Genomic DNA, 23129 nt, shown 5'->3' with positions numbered 1-23129 from the left:
AGCGACTGAGTCTCACCTCAGGCGCGACCCGATTCCATGCCCTACACTCGAAGGACACCCGTGCCCGACCGGTACCGAAGGAGCTGCCGTGGTCCAGTTTGAAGTCCCCGCGATCGTCCCCGCCGATCCCGACGCGAACGTCGCCGACCTGCTGGTGAAGCGCGTCGAAGCCACTCCGGATCGTGCGCTCTTCTCCGTGCCCGACGGCGACGGCTGGCGCGACATCTCCGCAGCCGACTTCCAGACGGCCGTCGTCGCTCTGGCGAAGGGCTTCGCCGCGGCCGGCATCCAGCCCGGCGAGAAGGTCGGCTTCCTCGCACGCACGACGTACGAGTGGACGCTCGTGGATTTCGCGCTCTTCTACGCCGGCGCGGTGATGGTGCCGATCTACGAGACCAGCTCGCCGTCGCAGATCCAGTGGATCCTCGAAGACTCCGGTGCGATCGCTCTGATCGTGGAGACCTCCGAGCACTTCGCACGCGTCGATGAGGTGCGCGGGGACCTGCCGCTGCTCCGCGAGGTCTGGCAGCTGCACCTCGGCGCCATCGACACCCTGACCGCTCAGGGCGCCTCGGTGACCGACGCGGAGATCGAACGACGCCGCACCCTCGCCGTCGGTTCCGACATCGCGACACTCATCTACACCTCCGGCTCGACCGGGCGGCCGAAGGGGTGCGTGCTCACGCACAGCAACTTCGTCGAGCTGTCCCGCAACTCGGCCAAGGCGCTCGACGCCGTCGTACAGACCCCCGGCGCTTCCACGCTGCTCTTCATCACCACGGCGCACGTGTTCGCGCGCTTCATCTCGATCCTCGACATCCACGCCGGGGTGCGCACCGGTCACCAGCCGGACACGCGCCAGCTCCTGCCCGCGCTCGGGTCGTTCAAGCCCACCTTCCTTCTCGCCGTGCCCCGCGTGTTCGAGAAGGTGTACAACTCCGCCGAGCAGAAGGCCGAGGCCGGGGGCAAGGGCAAGATCTTCCGCGCCGCGGCCGACGTCGCCATCGAGCACTCGAAGCTGTTGGAGGCGGGCAAGAAGATCCCGTTCGGGATGAAGCTCAAGTTCGCCCTCTTCAACAAGCTCGTGTACAGCAAGCTCCGCGAGGCGATGGGCGGCAACGTCGTGTATGCCGTCTCGGGCTCCGCTCCCCTGGGCTCGCGGCTGGGTCACTTCTTCCACAGCCTCGGCGTGGTCATCCTCGAGGGATACGGTCTCACCGAGACGACGGCACCCGCGACGGTGAACCTGGCGGACAAGTCCAAGATCGGGACCGTCGGCCCTGCGCTCCCGGGTGTGGGCGTGCGCCTCGCCGACGACGGCGAGATCGAAGTGCGCGGCATCAACGTGTTCAAGGAGTACTGGAACAACCCCGAAGCGACGGCGGAAGCCTTCAGCGAGGGCGGCTGGTTCCACACCGGTGACATCGGCAGCTTCGACTCCGAGGGCTTCCTCACGATCACCGGACGCAAGAAGGAGATCATCGTCACCGCCGGCGGCAAGAACGTCGCTCCCGCAGCACTCGAGGACCCGATCCGCGCCAACCCGATCATCGGACAGGTCGTCGTGGTGGGCGACCAGCGTCCGTTCATCTCGGCGCTCGTCACCCTCGACCCCGAGATGCTCCCGACGTGGCTCGCGAACAACGGCCTCGAGGCGAAGATGTCGCTCGAGGACGCGTCCAAGAACGCCGCTGTCCGTGCCGAGGTGCAGCGAGCGGTGGACATCGCGAACGCCCACGTCTCGCGTGCCGAGTCGATCCGGAAATTCACGATCCTCGACTCGGAGTGGACGGAGGCTTCCGGTCACCTGACGCCGAAGCTCTCGATCAAGCGCAACGTCATCATGAACGACTTCGCCGACGAGATCGCCGCGATCTACGACGAGCCCGTCGCCACGACCAATGTGGCGATCGGCGGCTGACGCTCCGACGGACTATCTTCACGAAGAAGGGCCCCGCTCGCGCGGGGCCCTTCTTCGTATGTTCAGAACCAGGCGCTCTCGCGGACCTCGCGCATAGCGATCTTGCGGGTCTCCGGGTCGAGACGCGTCAGGAACAGCTTGCCGTCGAGGTGATCGGTCTCGTGCTGCAGCGCCTGGGCGAGCAGCCCCTCGCCCTCGAGCACCACGGTCTCGCCGTCGAGGTCGATGCCCTCGACGCGCGCCCACGGGTAGCGCTGGGCATCGTGCCAGAGGCCGGGAACCGAGAGGCATCCCTCCCCCGTCGGCTGCGGCTCACCGCGCACCTCTGTGAGGACGGGGTTGAGCACGTACCCGATGTCGCCGTCGATGTTGTAGCTGAAGGCGCGGAGCGCGACACCGATCTGCGGGGCGGCGACGCCGGCACGTCCGGGGAGTTCGACGGTGTCGACGAGGTCGGCCACGAGCGCCCGCACACCGTCGTCGATCTCGTCGATCGGTGCGCAGACGCTGCGCAGAACCGGGTCGCCGAAGATGCGGATCTCACGAACCGCCATCAGGCAGCCTTCGCCCGCAGGCCCTCGACCAGCAGTGCCGCCAGCTCTCGGGCGGCGATCCGGGTCTCCGGGAGCAGGTTCGCGAACACGATCGTCCCTCCACCCGCGATCTGCGGGTCGTAGGGGACACGGACGACGCTGCGGGCACGGGTGGCGAAGTGCGCCTGGAGTTCGTTCAGTCGCACCAACGGGGTTCCCGGCGTCGACTGGTTGAGAACCACGATCGCGTCGCGCGCCTGCTCCGCATAGCCGTTGGTCTCGAGCCAGGTGAGGGTCTCGGAGGCCAGCCGGGCCTCGTCGACGCTGAGTCCGGAGACGATGACGATCTGATCCGCGAGGTCGAGGGTCGCCGACATCACCGAGTGGACGATGCCGGTTCCGGTGTCCGTGAGGACCAGAGAGTAGTAGTGCGCGGCGACACCGGCGACGTCACGGTAGTCGCTGTCGCTGAAGGCCTCGGCGATGCGCGGGTCGGAGTCGGAGGCGAGCACGTCGAGTCGTGTCGCGTCCCTGGCGACGATGGCCGAGATGTCGTGGTATCCCTTGACGTCGTCATGGATGCGGACGAGGTCGCGCACGGACTTGCTGTGGTGCGGACGCACGATGCGCTCAGCGAGCGTGCCCCGATCGGGGTTGGCGTCGACAGCGATCACGCGATCCTCGCGTGCGTCGGCGAGAGCCATGCCGAGCAGCGCGGTGATCGTCGTCTTGCCGACTCCCCCCTTGCGCGAGAGCACCGGGACGAACCGCGCTCCGCCGGCGAGCGGAGCGGCGATCCGCGCCGACAGGGCCTTGCGCTCGCGCGCACGGCGCCCGTCTCCGATGTTGATGCGCCGCCCGGAGACGGCATAGAGGAAGTGGCTCCACGCGCCTTCCGGTTCGGGCTTCGCGAGCCGGTGCGGGTCGAGCAGCCGGTCGGCGGTCAGCAGGTCAGCCGACTCCCTCGAGGCATCGCCCAGGTCGTCCAGACGTTTGGACGTGAGCGTGACGTCGACGCGCGGAGCGGGTCGGACGGGCTGGGAGGCGACGGACTTGTTCTCATCGGGAGTGGACACGGACCTGTTCTCCTTCTCGACGGACGCTCGGGCGGGCACGGACGCAGCGGGCGCCGGTGCAGCGGGCGCCGGTGCGGCATCGGCCTTCGCTCTGGCGAGGAAGCGTTCCGCCGTGGCAGCCTCTTCGGACTGCTCGTCGTCGTCCGGCGTAGCGACGAGCGCGGTGGCGTCGGGCTCTTCGATGACCACGGCATCGATGATGTTCTCCGAACGCGGATGGACCAGCGGAGGCGAGGACACCGGGGCCTCGTCGATCGCGGCGGCGTGGACGACCGCCGACTCGACGACCTCGGCCTCGGGCTCGGGCTCGTCGACCGCGGGCTTCTCGACCGCGGTCTCGTCGACCCCTCTCGCCGGACGCCCGAGATCTTCGACCTTCTTCGGAGCCGGGACCGGGGTCGGGGTCGGGGTCTTCGCCGCTGCCTTCTGCTTCTTCGGCTTCTTCGCGGGGGCCGCACGCTCGGTCGGAGCGGCGGTAGCCTCCACGGCGGGCTCCCCCGAGGCCAACGGCTTCGCCGCGGACGCGGGCGCCACCGCGGGCTGCACGGCAGCGGGAGGGTCGATCACGAGGTCGCCGACCACCTCTCCCTCGACGACCCCGTCGTCGGTGAGGTCGTCATCCTCGTCCTTGGGCAGCGTCACGCTGACCTGCGCGGTCCCGCCGAGGATGCCGATGCCGGCCGTGTCGAGTGACGCGGCTTCATCGAGCACCCCCAGCGGGCTCTCGTCGGGGTCAGTGATGTTCTTCGGTGTCACGATCTCGCTCCCAGCCTGTGCGGGCCTCGGGTATGCGCACATGGTCGCAGGCCTCGCCCGCACAAGGTTAGTGCGCGGGGCGGATCACGACCAAAAGATCTCCGGCATCCACCTGCTGCGTCTCGGCGATCGCATGGCGCTCGATGACGCCGTCGACGGGCGCGGTGATGGCCGCTTCCATCTTCATCGCCTCGATCGACGCGACCGGCTCCCCGGCCCGCACTGCGGCGCCGACTTCGGCCTTCAGAGTCACGACCCCCGAGAACGGAGCCGCGACCTGCCCGGGAACAGAGGTGTCCGCCTTCTCCACCTCGTGCGCGTCGACGACGATCGAGCGATCGCGCACGAACACGGGGCGGAGCTGTCCGTTGAGCGTCGTCATCACGGTCCGCATGCCCTTGTCGTCCGCTTCACCGATCGCTTCGATACCGACGTAGAGCTGCACTCCCCGATCGATCTCGATCATGTGCTCCTGCCCTGCGACCAAGCCATAGAGGTAGTCGCTGGTGTCGAGCACGGAGAGATCGCCGAAGAGCTCACGGCGCTGCGCGAATTCCGCGGTCGGTCCGGGGAACAGCAGGGTGTTCAGTCGTGTCCGCCGCTCGGCGCTGGTTCCGGCGAGTGCTGCCTCGTCCTCCGAGGTGATCTCCGTGAGACCGAGCCGCACCGAGCGTCCGGCGAGAACCTTCGTCCGGAAGGGCTCCGGCCACCCGCCGGGCAGATCGCCCAGCTCGCCCGCCATGAAGCCGACGACCGAATCCGGCACGTCGTACTTCTCCGGGTTGGCCTCGAAGTCGGCGGGATCCGCCTTCACGGCTGCGAGGTGAAGGGCCAGGTCGCCGACCACCTTGGAGGAGGGAGTCACCTTCGGCACGCGTCCCAGGATCCGGTCGGCGGCTGCGTACATGTCCTCGATGAGCTCGAAGTCGTCCGCGAGGCCCAGAGCCTTCGCCTGCTGACGCAGATTCGAGAGCTGACCGCCGGGGATCTCGTGGTGGTAGACGCGCCCCGTCGGCCCCGGAAGCCCGGACTCGAACGGAGCGTACGCCCGACGCACCGCTTCCCAGTAGGGCTCGAGGTCGGACACTCCGTCGAGCGAGATCCCGCTGTCCCGCTCGGTGTGCGCGAGAGCTGCGACGAGCGAAGACAGGGACGGCTGGCTCGTGGTGCCGGACAGAGGTGCCGACGCCGCATCCACGGCATCGACGCCGACGGCGCTGGCTGCGAGGAGCGTGGCCAGCTGACCACCCGGAGTGTCGTGCGTGTGCAGATGCACCGGGAGGTCGAACCGCTCACGCAGCGCTGCGACGAGCTTCGCCGCGGCCGCCGGGCGCAGCAGGCCCGCCATGTCCTTGATCGCGATGATGTGCGCGCCCGCCTCGACGATCTGGTCGGCCAGGCGCAGGTAGTAGTCGAGCGTGTAGAGGTCTTCTGCGGGGTCGAGCAGGTCGCCGGTGTAGCAGAGCGCCACCTCGGCGACAGCCGTGCCCGTCTTGCGGACGGCCTCGATCGCCGGTCGCATCTGCTCCACGTCGTTGAGCGCGTCGAAGATGCGGAAGATGTCGACGCCACTGGCAGCCGCCTCCGCGACGAACGCCTCGGTGACCGCCGTCGGGTAGGGCGTGTAGCCGACCGTGTTGCGGCCGCGCAGCAGCATCTGGATCGCGACGTTCGGCAATGCGGCACGCAGCTTGTCGAGCCGCTCCCACGGGTCCTCACCCAGGAACCGCAGGGCGACGTCGTAGGTCGCGCCGCCCCAGGCCTCGACGGACAGCAGGCCGGGAGTCAGCCGCGCCAGGTAGGGAGCGGCGGCGACGAGGTCCTTCGTGCGGACCCGGGTCGCCAGGAGGGACTGGTGCGCATCCCGGAAGGTGGTGTCGGTGATCGCCAGTGCGGTCTGCTCGCGGAGGCTGCGGGCGAAGCCCTCCGGCCCGAGTTCGAGGAGCCGCTGACGAGAGCCTGCCGGCGGCTCCGCGGTCAGATCGACCGTCGGCAGCTTCGACGAGGGATCGATCACACCCGGGTGGGCGCCGTGCGGCTTGTTGACGGTGACATCGACCAGCCAGTTCAAGTACTTCGTCCCACGGTCCTTCGACACCCGGCCGCGCAGAAGCTCGGGCCGCTCGTCGATGAACGAGGTGCTCACATCGCCCGCGATGAATGCGTCGTCTTCCAGCAGTGCCTGCAGGAAGGGGATGTTGGTGGAGACCCCGCGGATGCGGAATTCCGCCAGGGCGCGACGCGCTCGGGCGACGGCGGCGGGGAAGTCGCGACCACGGCAGGTCAGCTTCGCCAGCATGGAGTCGAAGTGCGGGCTGATCTGCGCACCCTGGTGGACGGTTCCGCCGTCGAGACGGATGCCGGCGCCACCGGGCGAGCGGTAGGTCGTGATCTTCCCGGTGTCGGGGCGGAAGCCCTGCGTCGGGTCCTCCGTCGTGATCCGGCACTGCAGCGCCGCGCCACGCAGATGCAGGTTCTCCTGCTGCAGGCCGAGGTCGGCGAGGGTCTGACCGGACGCGATGCGCATCTGGCTCTGCACGAGGTCGACATCGGTGACCTCCTCTGTGACCGTGTGTTCCACCTGGATGCGCGGGTTCATCTCGATGAAGACGACCTCGCCCGTGCGCTCCCCCGCCGTCTCGAGCAGGAACTCGACCGTGCCGGCGTTCTCGTAGCCGATGGACCGCGCGAACGCGACCGCGTACCCGTGCAGTGCGGTGCGGACGCTGTCGTCGAGGTTCGGAGCCGGAGCGATCTCCACGACCTTCTGGTGACGTCGCTGCACCGAGCAGTCGCGCTCGAACAGGTGCACGGTCTCGCCGGTCTTGTCCGCGAGGATCTGCACCTCGATGTGCCGCGGGCGCACGACCGCCTGCTCGAGGAACATCCGGGCGTCTCCGAATGCGCTGGCCGCCTCGCGCATGGCCTCGGCCAGCGCGGGGGCGAGATCACCGAACGTCTCGACACGGCGCATGCCGCGACCGCCGCCGCCGGCGACCGCCTTGGCGAAGAGCGGGAACCCGATGTCCTCCGCCTGGGCGACGAGAGCATCGACGTCGTCGGAGGCTTCCGTGGATCGGAGGACGGGCACGCCCGCCTCGATCGCATGACGCTTCGCCTCGACCTTGTTCCCCGCCATCTCCAACACGTTGGAGGGCGGACCGATGAACACGATGCCGTTGGCTGCAGCCTTCTCGGCCAGCTCAGGGTTCTCCGAGAGGAAGCCGTATCCGGGGTAGATCGCATCCGCTCCCGATTCGAGAGCGACGCGGATGATCTCGTCGACGTTGAGGTATGCGCGCACCGGATGGCCGCGCTCCCCGATCTCGTAGGCCTCGTCGGCCTTGAGCCGATGCACCGAGCCGCGGTCCTCATGAGGGAACACCGCGACGGTGCGCGCCCCCACTTCGACTGCTGCACGGAATGCGCGGATCGCGATCTCGCCGCGGTTCGCCACAAGGATCTTCTGGAACATGCACACCTCTGAAAGCTCGATGCGCAGCGTTTTCGATGCGCATGGGGCGGGGCTGAGTGTTCCCTCAGCCTAGGGGAAGGTAACGTGGTGTCCGTGCACGTACTCAGCGTCAGCTCTCTCAAGGGGGGCGTCGGCAAGACGACCGTGACACTCGGGCTGGCCTCAGCGGCTTTCGCCCGAGGCGTCCGGACTCTCGTCGTCGACCTCGACCCGCAGTCCGACGTCTCCACCGGGATGGACATCCAGGTGGCCGGACGACTCAACATCGCCGACGTCCTGGCGAACCCGAAAGAGAAGGTGGTCCGTCAGGCGATCACCTCCAGCGGCTGGGCGAAGGTCCACCCCGGCACCATCGACGTGCTGATCGGGAGCCCTTCTGCGATCAACTTCGACGGCCCGCACCCGAGCGTGCGCGACGTCTGGAAGCTCGAGGAGGCGCTCGCCTCCGTCGAGGCCGACTACGACCTCGTGCTCGTCGACTGCGCACCCTCGCTGAACGCCCTGACCCGCACCGCCTGGGCCGCGAGCGATCGCGTCATGGTCGTCACCGAGCCCGGTCTCTTCTCCGTGGCCGCCGCCGATCGCGCCCTTCGCGCCATCGAGGAGATCCGTCGCGGTCTCTCTCCCCGACTGCAGCCTCTCGGCATCGTCGTGAATCGCGTGCGCCCACAGTCCATCGAGCACCAGTTCCGCATCAAGGAACTGCGCGACATGTTCGGCCCTCTCGTGCTCTCCCCGCAGCTGCCGGAGCGCACTTCGCTGCAGCAGGCGCAGGGTGCGGCCAAGCCGCTGCACATCTGGCCCGGTGATTCCGCCCAGGAACTGGCGGCCGACTTCGATTCACTGCTCGACAGGATCATCCGCACCGGTCGGATCGCGGTCCCCGAGAGCGGTCCGCAGAGCTGACCGTCACCACGCGCACAGCGAAACGGCCATCCTCATCGAGGACGGCCGTTTTCTGTATGACGCGGAGGCGCGATCTAGGCGGAGCGCTTGGTCCGACGGGCGGAGAGCTCGTCGACCGGATCCGGAGCGGTCGCATCGAATGCGACCAGCGTCGACTCCACCTCACGGAGGACCTTGCCGACGGCGATGCCGAAGACGCCCTGGCCGCGGCTCACGAGGTCGATGACCTCGTCGTTCGAGGTGCACAGGTAGACCGACGCGCCGTCGCTCATGAGCGTCGTACCGGCGAGGTCGCGGATACCCGCACGTCGCAGCTCGTCGACGGCCGTTCGGATCTGCTGCAGCGAGATGCCCGTGTCGAGCAGGCTCTTCACGAGCTTCAGCACGAGGATGTCGCGGAAGCCGTAGAGACGCTGCGAGCCGGAACCGTTCGCCCCGCGAACGGTGGGTTCCACCAGCTCGGTGCGCGCCCAGTAGTCCAGCTGACGGTAGGTGATGCCGGCGGCGCGAGCGGCGACCGCGCCACGGTAGCCGACCTCGTCATCCATGGCCGGAAGACCGTCGGTGAAGAGGAGTTCGGGTACGAACCGCGGGTCTCCTGCGAGCTCATCCGCATTCATCTGAAATCCTCCCTGGAACGGTTATCTTCCACGGTAGAGCAGTGCCTGGGCACCGGCAATCACATCCGCGGGACCGCGAAGGTGTGTCGCAACCAGTTCGTTACGAAAGCACTCGTGCCAGTGCGTCCCTGACGAAGAGCGAGCGCACTTCGTCGATCTTCGTCGCCAGTTCGGGCGCGAGTTCGCTGGCCTTGGCGCGAGACGGTGCGTCCGTCCGACGCAGCAGCGCGGACATCGCCGATTCGATGAGCGCGACCTCGCGCTCCGCCCCCTGACGCAGGGAACGCAGGTGCCGCGGCTCGATGCCGTGGCGGTCGAGGGCGACGAGGCCGCGCAGCAGCGTGACCGTCGTCTCCTGGTAGCTCTCCTGCGCGATGATGACGCCGGTGCTGATCGCATCGTTGAGCAGCTGCGGGCCCGCACCGGCTGCGGCCAGCAGCTCGTCGCGACGGTATCTACGCGGCGCCGGCGTGATCGAGGGCGGCGGAGCGAGCGGTGTCGCCTCCCCACCCGCATCGACGTCGTCGAGCTGCTCGCGGATCACGCTCAGCGGAAGATAGTGGTCGCGCTGCAGGGTGAGGCCGAGCCGCAGCCTCTCGATGTCCGACGCGGAGAACTTGCGGTAGCCGGACTCGGTTCGAGAGGGACTGACGATGCCCTGCACCTCGAGGAAGCGCAGTTTGCTGGAGGTGAGGTCGGGGAACTCCGGTGTGAGCCGAGCGAGGACCTGGCCGATGCTCAGCAAGCCCGCGGACGCGGAACGTTCGCGGGCGGGAGTAGCCGCCATCAGTCGTTCGCCGCCGCGCGATCGCGAGGGGAGGCGAAGAAGTTCAGGCGGAACTTGCCGACACGCAGTTCTGAGCCGTCCACGAGCGGGCTGCGGTCGACGCGCTCCCCGTTGACGTACGTTCCGTTGAGCGAGCGCTGATCGATGATCTCGAACGTCGACCCGGTGCGGGTGATCTCGGCATGACGACGGGACACGGTCACGTCGTCGAAGAAGATGTCGGCCTCCGGGTGACGGCCGACCGTGGTCACATCGGTGTCGAGGAGGTAGCGCGCACCGGCGAGGGCGCCGGAACGGACCAGCAGCAACGCCGATCCTGCGGGGAGGGCGCTGATCGCGCTCTGCTCCACATCGGTGAGTTCCACCCCGAACGGCACGAATGACAGGTCGGAATCGTGCCCGAACGTCTGCGTCACGTCATGTCTCTGCTCACCGGAACGGTGGATCGCGGCTTCTCCGGCCGGTCGGCTGTCGCTGTCAGTCACTGTGCCCTCCTTGGTTGTCCAGACTAACGGATGCCGAGGCCCTCGCGGGAGGCCGCTTTCGCACTCAGCCACCACATACCGGTGTTTCCTAGGGTGGAGCCGTGAAGACCAAAGCCCTGCGGCGCCCGGCGACCCCGATCGCCCTCGCCGCCACCCTGCTCGCTGCGTTCCTCGTTCTCCTCTCGCCGCTCTCGGCCTCCGCGCACGACGCGCTCGTGTCGTCGTCTCCGGCCGCGGACGAGTCCATCGAGACCGTGCCTTCGGCGTTGACACTCACCTTCAGCGCGAAGCTCATCGACGGCGACGGCGCGACCGAGGTCGTCGTCACCGACCCCGACGGTTCCTCGATCACCGACGGCGCAGCGACGGTCGACGGCGCGATCGTCACCCAGCCGCTGCAGGGCTCGGGCCCGGCCGGCGAGTACCACGTCATCTGGAAGGTCGTCTCGAGCGACGGTCATCCCACCTCCGGCGAGTACTCCTTCACCGTGACCGTCGGCGACGACGCGGCTCCGACAGAGGAACCCACTGCCGCCCCCACGTCCGCGGCACCGACGGCCGAGCAGACTGCCGCCCCCGAGGCGACCACGACGCCGGCGGCGGATTCCGGTGACGCCGAAGGTGGGTCCCCGTGGATCTGGGTACTCGTGATCGTCGCGGTGCTGGTCGTCGCCGGCGTGGTCACGTGGATCGTCGTGAGCCGCCGTCGTGGCGGTTCCGCGACCGGTTCCGACGCCCCCGTAGAGCGATAGGCTTAAGGCATGCCACATTACGACGTCGTCATCCTTGGTGCAGGTCCTGGCGGATACGTCGCTGCGGTTCGCAGCGCGCAGCTCGGTCTGTCCACCGCCATCATCGAGGAGAAGTACTGGGGCGGTGTCTGCCTCAACGTCGGCTGCATCCCGTCCAAGGCGCTCCTGAAGAACGCGGAGCTCGCGCACACACTGAATCACAAGGCTGATTTCTTCGGAATCTCCGGCGAGTTCACGATCGACTACGGCAAGGCGTTCGACCGCAGCCGCGTGGTCGCCGATGGCCGCGTCAAGGGCATCCACTTCCTGATGAAGAAGAACAAGGTGACCGAGTACGACGGTCGCGGCACCTTCACGGGCCCCAAGGCCATCTCGGTCGCCAAGGCCGACGGCTCGACTGAAGAGGTCACCTTCGACAACGTGATCATCGCGACCGGCTCCAAGGTGCGCCTGCTGCCCGGTGTGACGCTCAGCGAGAACGTCGTCACGTACGAAGAGCAGATCATGAGCCGTGAGCTGCCCGAATCGATCGTCATCGTCGGCGCCGGCGCCATCGGCATGGAGTTCGCCTACGTGATGACGAACTACGGCGTGAAGGTCACGATCATCGAGTTCCTCGACCGCGCGCTCCCCAACGAGGACGCCGACGTGTCGAAGGAGATCGCGAAGCAGTACAAGAACTACGGCGTCGACATCCTCACCTCCACCAAGGTGGAGTCGGTCGTCGACAACGGCTCGTCCGTCACCGTCACCTACACCGCCAAGGACGGGCAGCAGTCGTCGATCGAGGCCGGCAAGGTCCTCATGTCGGTCGGATTCGCCCCGAACATCGAGGGCTTCGGCCTCGAGGCCACGGGTGTGAAGCTGACCGAGCGCGGCGCGATCGACATCGACGACCACATGCGCACCAACGTCGAGGGCATCTACGCCATCGGCGACGTGACCGCCAAGCTGCAGCTCGCCCACGTGGCCGAGGCACAGGGCGTCGTCGCGGCCGAGACCATCGGCGGCGCGGAGACGCAGACGCTGGGCGACTACCGCATGATGCCGCGCGCGACGTTCTGCTCCCCGCAGGTGGCCTCGTTCGGCCTCACCGAGCAGCAGGCCAAGGACGAGGGGCGCGAGATCAAGGTCGCCACCTTCCCGTTCATGGCGAACGGCAAGGCGCACGGTCTGGGCGAGCCGGTCGGCTTCGTCAAGCTGATCGCCGACGCCGAGCACCTCGAGCTCATCGGCGCCCACATGATCGGCCCGGATGTCTCCGAGCTGCTGCCGGAGCTGACGCTGGCCCAGAAGTGGGACCTCACGGCTCTGGAGCTGGCCCGCAACGTGCACACGCACCCGACGCTGTCGGAGGCGCTGCAGGAGGGCTTCCACGGCCTCGCCGGCCACATGATCAACTTCTGATCCACCCCCTCGAAGGCCCGGTCCCGCGCACTGCGGACCGGGCCTTCGTGCGTCAGAGGCCGTACGTCAGAGACCGCGCATCGTGAGGAGTCCGGCCGTCCATCCTCGCGCCGGCGGCGAGCCGAGTGCGCGCATCAGGAGCTCCCTGCTGCGGACCACGGGCATCGGCGCCGGAGCACCCATCGACATGTAGAACGCCGAGCGCCGCTGTGCGCGCGACGCAGAGCGCAGGACGTGCCACTCGAACCTCGCCAGCTCCGGCATCCGATGCGGCAGCGGCCGCGCGAGCTCGGATGCGAGGCGTCGGGCATCCACCCACCCCAGGTTCATCCCCTGCCCGCCGATGGGACTGATCTCGTGCGCGGCGTCTCCGAGGAGCACGCCCCGGCCCCTGGTCAGCCGTGTCGCTCGGTGCTGCGCGGCGATGAAGGAGGTCGGCTCCGCATCGGGCGGGAGCGGGATGCCGATCCCGGTGCGCGCCTCGATCACGGCGCGAAAGGCCTCGGGGTCACGCAGATCCCCGTCGGACCCTTCACGTACGACCCAGCGCCGCACTCCACCGGGAAGCGGGAAGGACTCGACGAGACCGGCGGGTTCGCAGTGCAGGACGGCATGCTCACCCGGTGACGCGTCTGCGACGTCGAGCATCGAGTACGACGCGCGTCCCGGACGACGGCCCCAGCCGAGGCCGAGCTCATCGCGCAGACGGCTGCGCACCCCGTCCGCCCCCACGACGATCGACGCCGTGAACGTGCGCGGTCCCGCCCCGCTCTGCGTCAAGACCTGAACAGCATCGGCGGTCTCCCGCACACTCTGCACCGTGCACCCGGGGATCAACGCATCCGGGGAGAGCATCTGCAGGCGGGCTCGGAGCAGCGCACTCGTCCGCGGCTGCGGGAGGATCAGGACGGGGCGATCCGGCGCGAAGGCCAGCGTGGCCAGGGTCCTGCGGCGACTGCGCACCTCTCCGCCTGCGAGCCGCAGCGCTTCCGACCGGACGTCCGCCCCGATTCCGACCGCATCGAGAGCGTCCAGCCCCGGCCGATGGATGCCGATCGCCCTGGTCCGATCGTCGGCATCCGTGCGCCGCTCGCAGACCACCACCCGCAATCCGTCCTGGAGCAGCACGCAGGCCAGGAGAAGACCGACGGGCCCTGCTCCCACTATCAGCACGTCATGATCGGGCACTGCCCTCCTCCCACCGCAGCTCCAGTCGCGAAGGCAGTCCCCCGCGGACGGTCCACCCGGTCGGAGCGATCGCCGTCAGCTCGGCGACCGTGTACGAGCGTCGGATGCTGATGAGACCGTCTTCGCGGATGAACGAGTCGGCGAGGAGGGTGCGCGAGATCGGCCAGGTCGCCGCGGCGAACAGCACATGAGCGGTTCGGCTCCGGGCGATGTCGTGGTGGGACACCAGCCCGCCCGGCGCGACGAGCCGCATCGAGTCGCTGAGCACCGTCTGGAGCTCGTCCTCGTCCAGATGGTGCAGCACGTGGTTGGACAGCACGACGTCGTAGGTGTCGCCCGCGTCGACCAGCTCGGTGGTCAGCGCCCGTCGATAGCGGATGCCGGCGCCGCGGTCGTGCGCCGAGGCCCACCGGATCGCCCGCTCATCGGCATCGAGTGCGGTGATCTCGGCGTCGTACCCGTCGTGACGCAGCCGCCCCGCGAGCAGGCGGCAGAGGTCTCCGCCGCCGGCGCCGATATCGAGGATGCGCAGCCGCCCCGCACGCTCCGCACGCAGGAGGATATCGCGGCGATAGAGGGTGCCAGGACGCGAGACCAGCGCGTTCACGAAGCCGAAGCGTCCGTAGGTCCGCGCCAACATTCGCGCATCGGCGTGCGGGTCGTCCATCAGCTCACGGGTCTCGACGTCCCTGACCGCCAGGGCTGGACTCATGAGGCCGAGGGGGCGACGACGGTGAGCAGCGCGCTCTCGGCGGTCAGCCCTGGCCCGAATGCCATCGCGGCGACGCGCTCGCCCGCTGCCGCGCCCTCCTCCTCCAAGATGCGCTTGAGGACGAAGAGCACCGTGGCGCTGGACATGTTGCCGTTCTCGCGCAGGACCTCGCGGGCGGGGTGCAGCTGCGCATCGCTGAGATGCATCCGCTCCTGCACCCGGTCCAGGATGCTGCGGCCCCCGGGGTGGATCGCCCAGTGCTCGACCTTCTCCCCCACCCGCCCCGCCTCGAAAGCTTCGGCCATCTCCGCATCAGCGGAGTACAGCGGCCGGAGCGCGCCGATGATGGTCTCCCCGATGATCTGCGGGACGGCGGTGGAGAGGATCATCTCGAATCCGGTGTCGCCGATCGTCCAGGCCATGTCCTTCTCGCCCTCCGGGGCGATGGCCGTGTGGAAGCGGTCCAACCGCAGGGCGGGTGATGTCGACGGAAGGTCGCGGGCCGTGACGATGCCGGCCGCCGCACCGTCGGCGAACAGGGAGGAGGCGACGATCGTGTCCGGGTTCTCCGAGGAGCGCAGATGCAGGGTGCACAGCTCGACGCTGACGACCAGGACGACCGCGTTCTCGTCGGCGATGCAGAACTGACTCGCCGCCCGCAGCGCCGGCATCGACGCGTAGCAGCCCATGAACCCGAGGTGGAAGCGCTGCACCGCATCGGACAGCCCGAGAGCGCGCACGATCTCGTACTCCGGTCCGGGAGCGTGGAAGCCGGTGCAGGACACCGTGATGACGTGCGTCACATCCTCCGGGCCGATCTCGGGATCGGCGTCGAGGGCCCGCCGCGCGACGTCGACGAAGAGCCGGGCGGCCTCCCGGGTGTAGATGTCGTTGCGCGCTTTCGTGCCCGGAGCCAGCAGCTCACCGGAACGCCGGTCGAAGAAGATGGGATCGGCCACGTCGGATTCGAGCGACAACTCGTCGATCACGGTGTGGCGCCGGTCGATGCCCGAGACGTTGAACGAGGTCGTGACGATCCGCTGCGCCAAGCGCCCGAGGTCGGGCTGCTGGGCGAAGACGTCGCGCACCTGCTCCTGGACGAGGACGGTGTCGGGGACGATCGTCTGCAGCGATCGGAGCACAGGCGGTCGACTCATGCTGTCACTCAAGCACGCGGTGTCGTCCCGGGGAAAGGGGTTGCGTTCGACTCGGCCGTCTGACTAGAAGCCGAGAGCGCGGGCGAGCTTGGAGCCGGATGCCGATTCCCGGCCTCCCGCGGCCAGGACGGCGCGCTCCACCGCAGCGAAGAAGGCGGCGCGCGCCTCGTCGTCTGCCGGGGCTGCGGGACCGAGCTCCATCTCCCACTCGCGCCATTCGCGCTGCACGTCGCTGCGGAGATCCGTCGCCTGCACCCGGTCGTCGACGAACTCGGCCACGACTCCCGCGGGACCGGTGAGCAGGTAGGCGGTGCGGTCGTTGCGGATGCGGGCGAGCGGGGTGAGTGGCGCGGTCGTCCAGGCGGACACGGTGTCGGCCACGGCCCCGGGGAGCTCGTCGCCCTCACCGAGCGGCCAGCCGAGTTCGAGCCGGCCGTCGCCCTGTCGCGGTCCCTTCACGTGCCAGCCCTCGTCCGGGCCGCCGGTGCGACGGCGCAGCGCCACCCCAGCACGGGCGAGATCGCCGTCGGCGGTGTCGAAGTACTGCGCGTCGAGCGCCCGGGCTTCCCCGGCGGTGACGGCGTCGACCCCGGGGATCGCTTCCCAGACCGGCAGCGGGGTCTCGCCGTCGACGTCGTATTTGCGCTCGACCTCGACCGTGCGGGACGGTTCAGTCATCGTCGTTGAGAGTGAGATCCTCGAGAGACTCTTCGAACCAGTAGTCGACCTCGGTCGGCCCATCGTTCGGGCCGGTGTTGTGCGGTTCGCTACGGCGGTTGTACACCACCTGCGTCTCGCTGTAGGGGACGATCAGCTTGTCGTCCGCGTCGCCGAGGGGGATGATCTGCCCGTCCAGCGGGCCGCCGTGAAGCCGTGCAAGTGCCATGTGCTTCAGGGTAGCCCCGACATCGGACTATCCGTGCGAGGCCCGACGGATTCAGCCGAGGACGATGCCGAGGAGCGCGCCGACGATCATCCACGGTCCGAAGGCGATGCGGGTGGCCCCGTGTGCTCGGCGCAGGAGGATGAGCACGAGCGCGTAGAGCGCCCCGAGCACGAACGCCGAGGCGGCTCCGATCGCGAGCGACTGCCAGCCGTGCCAGCCGAGCACGAACCCGATGACCGCGGCGAGCTTCACATCGCCGCCACCCATCCCCGCACGACTGGTCCCCCGCAGCACGGCGTAGAAGCCACCCAGGATCACCATGCCGAGGAGGGCGCGCAGGAACGCGGTGCTCTGCCCCGTGACCAGGGCGTCGCCGGCACCGAGCACGATCAGGGCGGCGAGCGTCGGCAGCACGATGCGATTCGGGAGGCGGTGCGTGCGCGCATCGATCACGATCAGCCATCCACCGACGCCCGCCAGCATCACGTGCACGAGCGAGAGGAGTGCGAGCCGGGGGTCCATACGCGCAGGTTAGGAGATCTGCAGGCGCGGTGCCGACGCCCTGTGGAGAACTCCGCCGATGTCCGATGTACGAACTATCGTCATCCACACGACTTGTTATATTAGAATATATCTTCGAGAAAGGATGCAGGGTGATCGGTCTCGATGCGCTGGCCTCCCTCTCGCCGGGGAGCGACTCCCGCGCGGGAGAAGTGCTGCGACTGCGCCGTGAGATCAGCCGGATGCAACGGCGACGCAGCGAGCATACGCTCCTCCCCCTCGACCCCGCCTTCTCCGCCCTCCTTCCGGAGGAGGGCCTGCAGACCGGCACCTCCTACACCGTCTCCCCCTCGCCGAGCCTCGTGCTCGCACTGCTCAGCGCCGCATCGCAGAAGGGGCACTGGTGCGCCGTCGTCGGCATGCCGACACTCGGCGTCGAAGCGGCGGCCGCATTCGGCATCGATCTCGCCCGTCTGATCCTCGTCCCCGACCCGGGAGAACGCTGGCTCGCGGCGACCTCCGCGCTGGCCGAGGTCGTACCCCTGATCGTCGTGCACCCCGCCACACGGGCACGGGATGCCGATGTCTCCCGCCTGAGCGCACGCCTGCGCGATCGCGGATGCACGCTCCTGGTCACCGAGACGCCCGGCATCGGACGATGGCCGCAGAGCGAGGGGACGATACGCCTGCAGGACCCGCACTGGCACGGCCTCGGCGCCGGCTGGGGCCTGCTCTCCGACTGCACGGTGACCGTGACCGCGCAGACCCGGCACACCTCTCGCCCGTCGAGCGTGCAGGTGCGGCTGCCGGGAGGCCACGGCGCCGTCGAGACCGTCGGGGCCGAGCTCACCGCGCTGCCCGCGCTCCCGCCCGAGATCGTCGGCCAGGACGATTCCGCACGGCCCGAACTCCTGCGATGGGCGGAAGCCGGATGAACAGCCCGCTCCGCGTGCTCGTGCTGTGGTTCCCCGACTGGCCCCTGCGGGCCGCGCTCGGCAGCCCGCCTCCGCACCCGCCCACCGCCCTGGTGCAGGCGAACACGATCGTCGCCTGCACCGCCTCCGCCCGAGAGCACGGCGTGCGCACCGGTCAGCGCCGCCGCGTCGCACAGGGCCATCTCTCCTCGCTGCGCGTGCTCCCCCACGACCCCGACCGCGACGAGCGTGCCTTCCTCCCCGTGCTGCACCTCATCGAGAAGCATGCGCCCGGGGTGACACTGCTGCGACCGGGACTCGCGATCGTCCGCGCCCGGGGCATCTCCCGCTATCACGGCGGGGAGGCGGAGGCGGCAGAGGCGCTCACCGCCGTCCTCGCGGAGGCCGGTCTCCCCGAGGTGCGCATCGGCGTCGCGGACGGCACGTTCACCGCCGAGATCGCCGCGCGGGGCCCCACCCCCTGCACGGTCGTGCCGCCCGGAGGATCCCGGGAGTTCCTCGCCCCTTACCCCGTGCAGGTGCTGCGCGACGAGCAGATCGCCGGCCTCCTCGTGCGACTCGGGGTGCGCACCCTCGGCGAGTTCACCGCGCTCGCCCCGCTCGACGTGCGCGACCGCTTCGGTGAACACGGCGCACGTCTGCACGCTCTCGCCGCCGGCGCCGACTCCCGCCCGCTGACGCCGCGTCCGCCCGACCCCGAGCTCGTTCGAGACATCGAGTTCGACTCACCGTTGGCCGGAGCGGATCAGGTCGCCTTCGCGGTGCGGCAGACGGCGGATGCGGTCATGCTCGCACTCGGCGACGCCTCGGTCGTGTGCACGGAGGTGCGGATCGATCTCACCGATGACAACGGCGTGGTCTTCTCCCGGTCCTGGCTGCATCCGACGTGCTTCGACGCCTCCGACCTCGTCGACCGGGTGCGCTGGCAGCTGGAGGCACTGGCCGCGCAGTCGGCGAAGGAGCCGGTCGATGAGGCACGGGCGTTCGGCGGCATCATGGCGGTGCGCATCGTCCCCGCCGCCGTGGACGACGCCGCCCATCACCAGCCGGGGCTCTTCGGATCCGGCACCGACGAGCGCCTGCACCATGCGGTCTCCCGCGTGCAGACCATGCTGGGCCATCAGGGCGTCGTCACCGCCGCGGTCTCCGGCGGCCGCTGGCTCGCCGATCGGCAGGTGCTCACGCCCTGGGGTGAGCGTACGGTCCCCCCGCGCGACCCGGAATCGCCCTGGCCGGGGAGCCTGCCCGATCCGCTCCCGGCAGAGGTGTTCCGCCCGCCGCGTCCGATCGGAGTGCTGTCCGCGGACGAGACCACGATCACCGTCGATGAGCGCGGGGCGCTCTCGAGCGATCCCGCCCGCATCGACGGGGCGGCCGTGCAGGCGTGGGCCGGCCCCTGGCCCATCCACGAGCGTCGCTGGGCGTCCGGCGGGGGCAAGCGCGGGCACCGACTGCAGATCGTCGACGACCGCGACCGCGCCTGGCTGGTCTTCCACACCGGCGAGCGCTGGTGGGCCGAGGGGAGGTATCGCTGATGGGCTGGCACAACCCGCCCCTCTCCTGGAAAGACCTGGAGCGCACCCTCAGCGGCGAGGAGTCGCCCCCGCCCCCTCCCGGCGCCGAGCCGCGCGGCCAGCGGACGGATCCAGGGCCGGTGAGCCGGCGCCGCAAGCGCACTCCTCCCACCGCCATCACACGCCCCGAGGATGCGGTCCCCTACGCCGAGTTGCACGCCCATTCCTCGTACTCGTTCCTCGACGGCGCCTCCTCCCCCGAGGACCTCCTCGCCGAGGCGGACCGCCTCGGCCTGACCGCCCTCGCCCTCACCGACCACGACGGCTTCTACGGCGCGGCCCGCTTCGCCGAGGTCGCCGACCTCATGGAGAGTCCGCTGCAGACGGTGTTCGGAGCCGAGTTGTCTCTCGACCTGCCCGCACCGCAACGAGGCTCCGCCGATCCCGCCGGGGAGCATCTGCTGGTCCTCGCTCGCGGGATGGAGGGCTACCACCGGCTCTCGGGCGCGATCTCCGCCGCACAGCTGCGCGGTGGAGAGAAAGGGCGTCCCGTCTATGACCTCGACGATCTCGCCGCGCGCGCGGGCGGGCACTGGACGATCCTGACCGGATGCCGCAAGGGTGCGGTGCGCCGTGGGCTCGCGGCCGGAGACGCGGCCACTCCGCTGCGCTCCCTCGTCGACCTGTTCGGAGCCGACAACGTCGCCGTCGAGCTCTTCGACCACGGCGACCCCCTGGACACCCGCCGTAACGACGCCCTCGCCGATCACGCCCGTCGGATGCGGCTGCCGGTGGTCGCGACCAACAACGTGCACTACGCCACCCCCGCACAGGCACCGCTCGCCGAGGCGGTGGCCGCGGTCCGCGCGGTGCGCAGCATGGATGAGCTCGACGGCTGGCTGCCCGCACACGGCGGCGCGCATCTGCGCAGCGGAGCCGAGATGTCCGCCCGCTTCCAGCGCTACCCCGGCGCGATCTCGTACGGGCTCGAGCTGGCCGCGGCATCCGCCTTCCCCCTGCGTCTCGCACGACCGGCGCTCCCCCAGCAGCAGGTACCGGAGGGGCACACGCCGATGAGCTGGCTGCGCCACCTGGTCTGGGAGGCCGTGCCGTCGAAGTACCCCCGGCTGGACGACGCCGGCCACCGCCGCATCGAACGCGAGCTGGACGTGATCGAGGAGAAGGACTTCCCGGGGTACTTCCTGATCGTGCACGGAATCGTCGCCGAGGCGCGCAGACGCGGCATCCTCTGCCAGGGCCGGGGGTCGGCCGCGGCGAGCGCGGTCTGCTACCTGCTGGGGATCACCGCGGTCGATCCGATCCTCTACCGCCTCCCCTTCGAGCGCTTCCTCGCGACCACGCGGACGGAGGAGCCGGACATCGACGTGGACTTCGACTCCGACCGACGCGAGGAGATCATCCAGTGGGTGTACCGGGAGTACGGGCGGGAGCGGGCGGCGCAGGTGGCGAACGTCATCCAGTACCGTCCGAAGAACGCGGTGCGCGACATGGCGAGGGCGCTCGGCCATTCCCCCGGTCAGCAGGATGCCTGGTCCCGCCAGGTCGACGGCTGGGGCGTGGGGCTCGAACCCGTCGAGGGTCATGAGATCCCGGAGAACGTACTCGCCTATGCGGGTGAGCTGCTGAAGGCACCCCGCCACCTCGGCATCCACTCCGGCGGGATGGTCCTCACCGCGCGTCCGGTCGGCGAGGTCGTACCGGTGGAACACGCCCGCATGGAGAACCGCACCGTCATCCAGTGGGACAAGGACGACTCCGCCTTCATGGGCCTGGTGAAGTTCGACCTGCTGGGCCTCGGGATGCTCGCCGCTCTCCAGCACTGCTTCGACCTGATCCAGGAGAACACCGGCGAGGAGTGGACGCTGGAGAGCATCCCCAAAGAGGAGGCGGGGGTGTACGACATGCTCTGTCGCGCGGATTCGATCGGAGTCTTCCAGGTGGAGTCCCGTGCGCAGATCGGCCTGCTCCCCCGCCTGCAGCCCCGCTGCTTCTACGACCTCGCCATCCAGATCGCGCTCATCCGTCCCGGTCCCATCCAGGGTGGGGCCGTGCACCCCTTCGTACGGCGCAAGATGGCGAAGGATCGTGTCGACGAGGAGAACCGGGGGCGCCTGGCACGGGGCGAGGAGCCCGTGGACTTCACGATCCCCTACCCGCACAGCGACCTGGAGGACATCCTCAAACGCACGCTGGGCATCCCGATCTTCCAGGAGCAGCTCATCCAGATGGCGACGGCCATCGGCGACTGCACGGCCGACGAAGCCGACCTGCTCCGCCGGGCCATGGGATCGAAACGCGGCCTGGAGAAGATCGAGAAGGTCAGGGACAAGCTGTACGCCGGCATGGCCAGGCGCGGCCTCGTCGATGAGGCTGCCGATCGCATCTACGCCCAGATCCAGGCGTTCTCCAACTTCGGCTTCGCGGAGTCGCATTCACTGTCGTTCGCTCTACTCGTCTACGCCAGCTCCTGGCTGAAGCTGCACTACCCCGCCGCCTTCCTCGCCGGCCTGCTGCGCTCTCAGCCCATGGGCTTCTACTCCGCGGCGACCCTCACCGCGGATGCCCGACGGCACGGGGTGGAGGTGCGTCGCCCCGATCTGCACGTCTCGGGGGCGACGGAGATGCTGGAGCCTCTCGACGAGGGCGCATCCGCGCAGGGGCCGACCGGCCGGGAGGACTGCCTCGACGATCCGCAACCGCCCACCCTCCGCTTCGACAGGGAGGCCCCGGACGAGTCCGCGGCACATCGGCGGGACGGCGGATCCGCGGTGCGGCTCGGGCTCAGCGGCATCCGCGGGATCGGCGTGCCGATGGCGGAGAAGATCGTCGCCGAGCGTGAGGCGCGTGGACGCTACCGGGACCTGCACGATCTGGTCCGCCGGACGGATGCCACCGCCACGCAGCTGGAGGCGCTCGCCACCGCCGGCGCCTTCGACTGCCTGGGACTGGAGCGCCGAGAGGCCATCTGGCTCGCCGGCGCCGCGGCGGACGACCGCTCCCGCTTCCTTCCGGGGACCACCGTCGCCGTGCAGCCGCCCCTGTTCGCGGATCAGACCAGCTACGAGCGGCTCTCGGCGGACCTCTGGGCGACCGGAGTGTCGACCGACGACCATCCGATGGCGCACTTCCGGGAGGCGCTGCGCACCCGCGGGGTGCTCACCGCCGCCGATCTGCAGGGCCACGAGGTCGGTCGCCGTATCGAGGTCGCCGGCCTCGTGACCCATCGCCAGCGGCCGGCGACGGCGTCCGGGATCACCTTCGTCAACCTCGAGGACGAGAGCGGCCTGGTGAACATCGTCTGCTCGGCCGGGGTCTGGAACCGTTACCGCCGTGTCGCCAGGGAATCACCGGCGCTCATCATCCGCGGCATCCTGGAGCGGTCGGCCGAGGGCGTGGTCAATGTGCTCGCCGACGGTTTCGAGGATCTGCGCACCGGCCTCACGCATCGGTCCAGGGACTTCCGCTGACGACACGGGCCTCAGCGCCCCCGGGGCGAT

Annotated in this window: 19 protein-coding genes; 7 read left to right on the top strand and 12 right to left on the bottom strand. The window is 69.4% G+C overall.

Translation table 11 applies throughout. The features are described from left to right. Nucleotides 1-88 precede the first annotated feature (88 nt). On the top strand, nucleotides 89-1921 hold the full coding sequence (locus GZ67_RS0111010) for an AMP-dependent synthetase/ligase (RefSeq protein WP_029261545.1): 1833 nt from the start codon (nucleotides 89-91) through the stop codon (nucleotides 1919-1921). A gap of 62 nt (nucleotides 1922-1983) precedes the next feature. Here the strand turns inward: GZ67_RS0111010 and def are convergent, their stop codons facing one another. The 3 genes from def to GZ67_RS0110995 all read right to left on the bottom strand — a co-directional run bounded on the left by def (nucleotide 1984) and on the right by GZ67_RS0110995 (nucleotide 7761). Beyond that, nucleotides 1984-2475: a peptide deformylase gene (gene def, locus GZ67_RS0111005; protein WP_029261544.1), complete on the bottom strand. Its 492-nt coding sequence runs from the start codon at nucleotides 2473-2475 to the stop codon at nucleotides 1984-1986. After that, a complete protein-coding gene (locus GZ67_RS0111000; RefSeq protein ID WP_029261543.1) occupies nucleotides 2475-4286 on the bottom strand; it encodes a MinD/ParA family ATP-binding protein in 1812 nt (603 codons plus the stop codon). Before GZ67_RS0111000 ends, def begins: the two co-directional genes overlap by 1 nt. A gap of 67 nt (nucleotides 4287-4353) precedes the next feature. Next, a complete protein-coding gene (locus tag GZ67_RS0110995) occupies nucleotides 4354-7761 on the bottom strand; it encodes a pyruvate carboxylase (RefSeq protein ID WP_029261542.1) in 3408 nt (1135 codons plus the stop codon). A gap of 93 nt (nucleotides 7762-7854) precedes the next feature. On the opposite strand from GZ67_RS0110995, the gene GZ67_RS0110990 reads away from it, so the two are divergent. After that, nucleotides 7855-8667, top strand: a complete 813-nt coding sequence (locus tag GZ67_RS0110990) for a ParA family protein (protein WP_029261541.1) — start codon at nucleotides 7855-7857, stop codon at nucleotides 8665-8667. A 74-nt stretch (nucleotides 8668-8741) separates the two neighbouring features. Here the strand turns inward: GZ67_RS0110990 and GZ67_RS0110985 are convergent, their stop codons facing one another. The 3 genes from GZ67_RS0110985 to GZ67_RS0110975 form a co-directional block, all read right to left on the bottom strand. Next, entirely contained in the window at nucleotides 8742-9287 is a 546-nt protein-coding gene (locus GZ67_RS0110985) for a MerR family transcriptional regulator (protein ID WP_029261540.1), read from the bottom strand. Between the two features lie 100 nt (nucleotides 9288-9387). Further along, complete coding sequence (ftsR, locus tag GZ67_RS0110980) at nucleotides 9388-10074, bottom strand: transcriptional regulator FtsR (RefSeq protein ID WP_029261539.1); 687 nt, start codon at nucleotides 10072-10074, stop codon at nucleotides 9388-9390. Beyond that, complete coding sequence (locus GZ67_RS0110975) at nucleotides 10074-10559, bottom strand: FHA domain-containing protein (protein WP_029261538.1); 486 nt, start codon at nucleotides 10557-10559, stop codon at nucleotides 10074-10076. The genes ftsR and GZ67_RS0110975 overlap by 1 nt, the downstream gene beginning before the upstream one ends. A 101-nt stretch (nucleotides 10560-10660) precedes the next feature. On the opposite strand from GZ67_RS0110975, the gene GZ67_RS0110970 reads away from it, so the two are divergent. Together GZ67_RS0110970 and lpdA are read left to right on the top strand one after the other, a co-directional pair. After that, nucleotides 10661-11311, top strand: a complete 651-nt coding sequence (locus GZ67_RS0110970) for a copper resistance CopC family protein (RefSeq protein ID WP_029261537.1) — start codon at nucleotides 10661-10663, stop codon at nucleotides 11309-11311. 9 nt (nucleotides 11312-11320) lie between these two features. Beyond that, a complete protein-coding gene (gene lpdA / locus GZ67_RS0110965; protein WP_029261536.1) occupies nucleotides 11321-12718 on the top strand; it encodes a dihydrolipoyl dehydrogenase in 1398 nt (465 codons plus the stop codon). Nucleotides 12719-12784: 66 nt separating this feature from the next. On the opposite strand, the gene GZ67_RS0110960 is transcribed toward lpdA, so the two are convergent. The 6 genes from GZ67_RS0110960 to GZ67_RS0110935 all read right to left on the bottom strand — a co-directional run bounded on the left by GZ67_RS0110960 (nucleotide 12785) and on the right by GZ67_RS0110935 (nucleotide 17183). Then, complete coding sequence (locus GZ67_RS0110960; RefSeq protein ID WP_081859975.1) at nucleotides 12785-13906, bottom strand: FAD-dependent oxidoreductase; 1122 nt, start codon at nucleotides 13904-13906, stop codon at nucleotides 12785-12787. Then, nucleotides 13893-14618 carry a methyltransferase domain-containing protein gene (locus tag GZ67_RS0110955; protein ID WP_036303265.1) on the bottom strand — a complete coding sequence of 242 codons (726 nt, stop codon included), beginning with the start codon at nucleotides 14616-14618 and terminating at the stop codon, nucleotides 13893-13895. Before GZ67_RS0110955 ends, GZ67_RS0110960 begins: the two co-directional genes overlap by 14 nt. After that, on the bottom strand, nucleotides 14615-15775 hold the full coding sequence (locus GZ67_RS0110950; RefSeq protein ID WP_029261533.1) for a type III polyketide synthase: 1161 nt from the start codon (nucleotides 15773-15775) through the stop codon (nucleotides 14615-14617). Before GZ67_RS0110950 ends, GZ67_RS0110955 begins: the two co-directional genes overlap by 4 nt. A gap of 63 nt (nucleotides 15776-15838) precedes the next feature. After that, entirely contained in the window at nucleotides 15839-16453 is a 615-nt protein-coding gene (locus tag GZ67_RS0110945) for a CYTH domain-containing protein (protein ID WP_029261532.1), read from the bottom strand. Beyond that, nucleotides 16446-16661 carry a hypothetical protein gene (locus GZ67_RS0110940; RefSeq protein ID WP_029261531.1) on the bottom strand — a complete coding sequence of 72 codons (216 nt, stop codon included), beginning with the start codon at nucleotides 16659-16661 and terminating at the stop codon, nucleotides 16446-16448. Before GZ67_RS0110940 ends, GZ67_RS0110945 begins: the two co-directional genes overlap by 8 nt. 51 nt (nucleotides 16662-16712) lie before the next feature. Continuing rightward, on the bottom strand, nucleotides 16713-17183 hold the full coding sequence (locus GZ67_RS0110935) for a prepilin peptidase (protein ID WP_029261530.1): 471 nt from the start codon (nucleotides 17181-17183) through the stop codon (nucleotides 16713-16715). Nucleotides 17184-17314: 131 nt separating this feature from the next. Between GZ67_RS0110935 and GZ67_RS0110930 the strand changes: the two genes are divergently transcribed. Genes GZ67_RS0110930 through GZ67_RS0110920 form a run of 3 tightly spaced genes read left to right on the top strand, consistent with a single transcriptional unit; the run spans nucleotide 17315 to nucleotide 23099 of the window. Then, nucleotides 17315-18097 carry a hypothetical protein gene (locus tag GZ67_RS0110930; protein WP_051662490.1) on the top strand — a complete coding sequence of 261 codons (783 nt, stop codon included), beginning with the start codon at nucleotides 17315-17317 and terminating at the stop codon, nucleotides 18095-18097. Then, nucleotides 18094-19632, top strand: a complete 1539-nt coding sequence (locus GZ67_RS0110925; RefSeq protein WP_029261528.1) for a DNA polymerase Y family protein — start codon at nucleotides 18094-18096, stop codon at nucleotides 19630-19632. Before GZ67_RS0110930 ends, GZ67_RS0110925 begins: the two co-directional genes overlap by 4 nt. Then, nucleotides 19632-23099, top strand: coding sequence for an error-prone DNA polymerase (locus tag GZ67_RS0110920; protein WP_029261527.1), 3468 nt, complete (start codon nucleotides 19632-19634; stop codon nucleotides 23097-23099). Before GZ67_RS0110925 ends, GZ67_RS0110920 begins: the two co-directional genes overlap by 1 nt. Nucleotides 23100-23129 lie beyond the last annotated feature (30 nt).

This window comes from Microbacterium sp. Cr-K20 (assembly GCF_000708325.1).
In the GTDB taxonomy this organism is placed as follows: Bacteria; Actinomycetota; Actinomycetes; order Actinomycetales; family Microbacteriaceae; genus Microbacterium.
The sequence above is the reverse complement of the archived record's forward strand: the minus strand, read 5'-3'. Positions and strand labels throughout refer to the sequence as shown.

What these genes read in the sequence shown, in the direction of transcription:
- GZ67_RS0110950 (WP_029261533.1), bottom strand. Translation starts at nt 15,775, where the DNA reads ATGAGTCGACCGCCTGTGCTCCGATCGCTGCAGACGATCGTCCCCGAC.
- GZ67_RS0110935 (WP_029261530.1), bottom strand. Translation starts at nt 17,183, where the DNA reads ATGGACCCCCGGCTCGCACTCCTCTCGCTCGTGCACGTGATGCTGGCG.
- ftsR (WP_029261539.1), bottom strand. Translation starts at nt 10,074, where the DNA reads ATGGCGGCTACTCCCGCCCGCGAACGTTCCGCGTCCGCGGGCTTGCTG.
- GZ67_RS0110985 (WP_029261540.1), bottom strand. Translation starts at nt 9,287, where the DNA reads ATGAATGCGGATGAGCTCGCAGGAGACCCGCGGTTCGTACCCGAACTC.
- GZ67_RS0110920 (WP_029261527.1), top strand. Translation starts at nt 19,632, where the DNA reads ATGGGCTGGCACAACCCGCCCCTCTCCTGGAAAGACCTGGAGCGCACC.
- GZ67_RS0110945 (WP_029261532.1), bottom strand. Translation starts at nt 16,453, where the DNA reads ATGACTGAACCGTCCCGCACGGTCGAGGTCGAGCGCAAATACGACGTC.
- GZ67_RS0110925 (WP_029261528.1), top strand. Translation starts at nt 18,094, where the DNA reads ATGAACAGCCCGCTCCGCGTGCTCGTGCTGTGGTTCCCCGACTGGCCC.
- def (WP_029261544.1), bottom strand. Translation starts at nt 2,475, where the DNA reads ATGGCGGTTCGTGAGATCCGCATCTTCGGCGACCCGGTTCTGCGCAGC.
- GZ67_RS0110995 (WP_029261542.1), bottom strand. Translation starts at nt 7,761, where the DNA reads ATGTTCCAGAAGATCCTTGTGGCGAACCGCGGCGAGATCGCGATCCGC.
- GZ67_RS0110940 (WP_029261531.1), bottom strand. Translation starts at nt 16,661, where the DNA reads ATGGCACTTGCACGGCTTCACGGCGGCCCGCTGGACGGGCAGATCATC.
- lpdA (WP_029261536.1), top strand. Translation starts at nt 11,321, where the DNA reads ATGCCACATTACGACGTCGTCATCCTTGGTGCAGGTCCTGGCGGATAC.
- GZ67_RS0110955 (WP_036303265.1), bottom strand. Translation starts at nt 14,618, where the DNA reads ATGAGTCCAGCCCTGGCGGTCAGGGACGTCGAGACCCGTGAGCTGATG.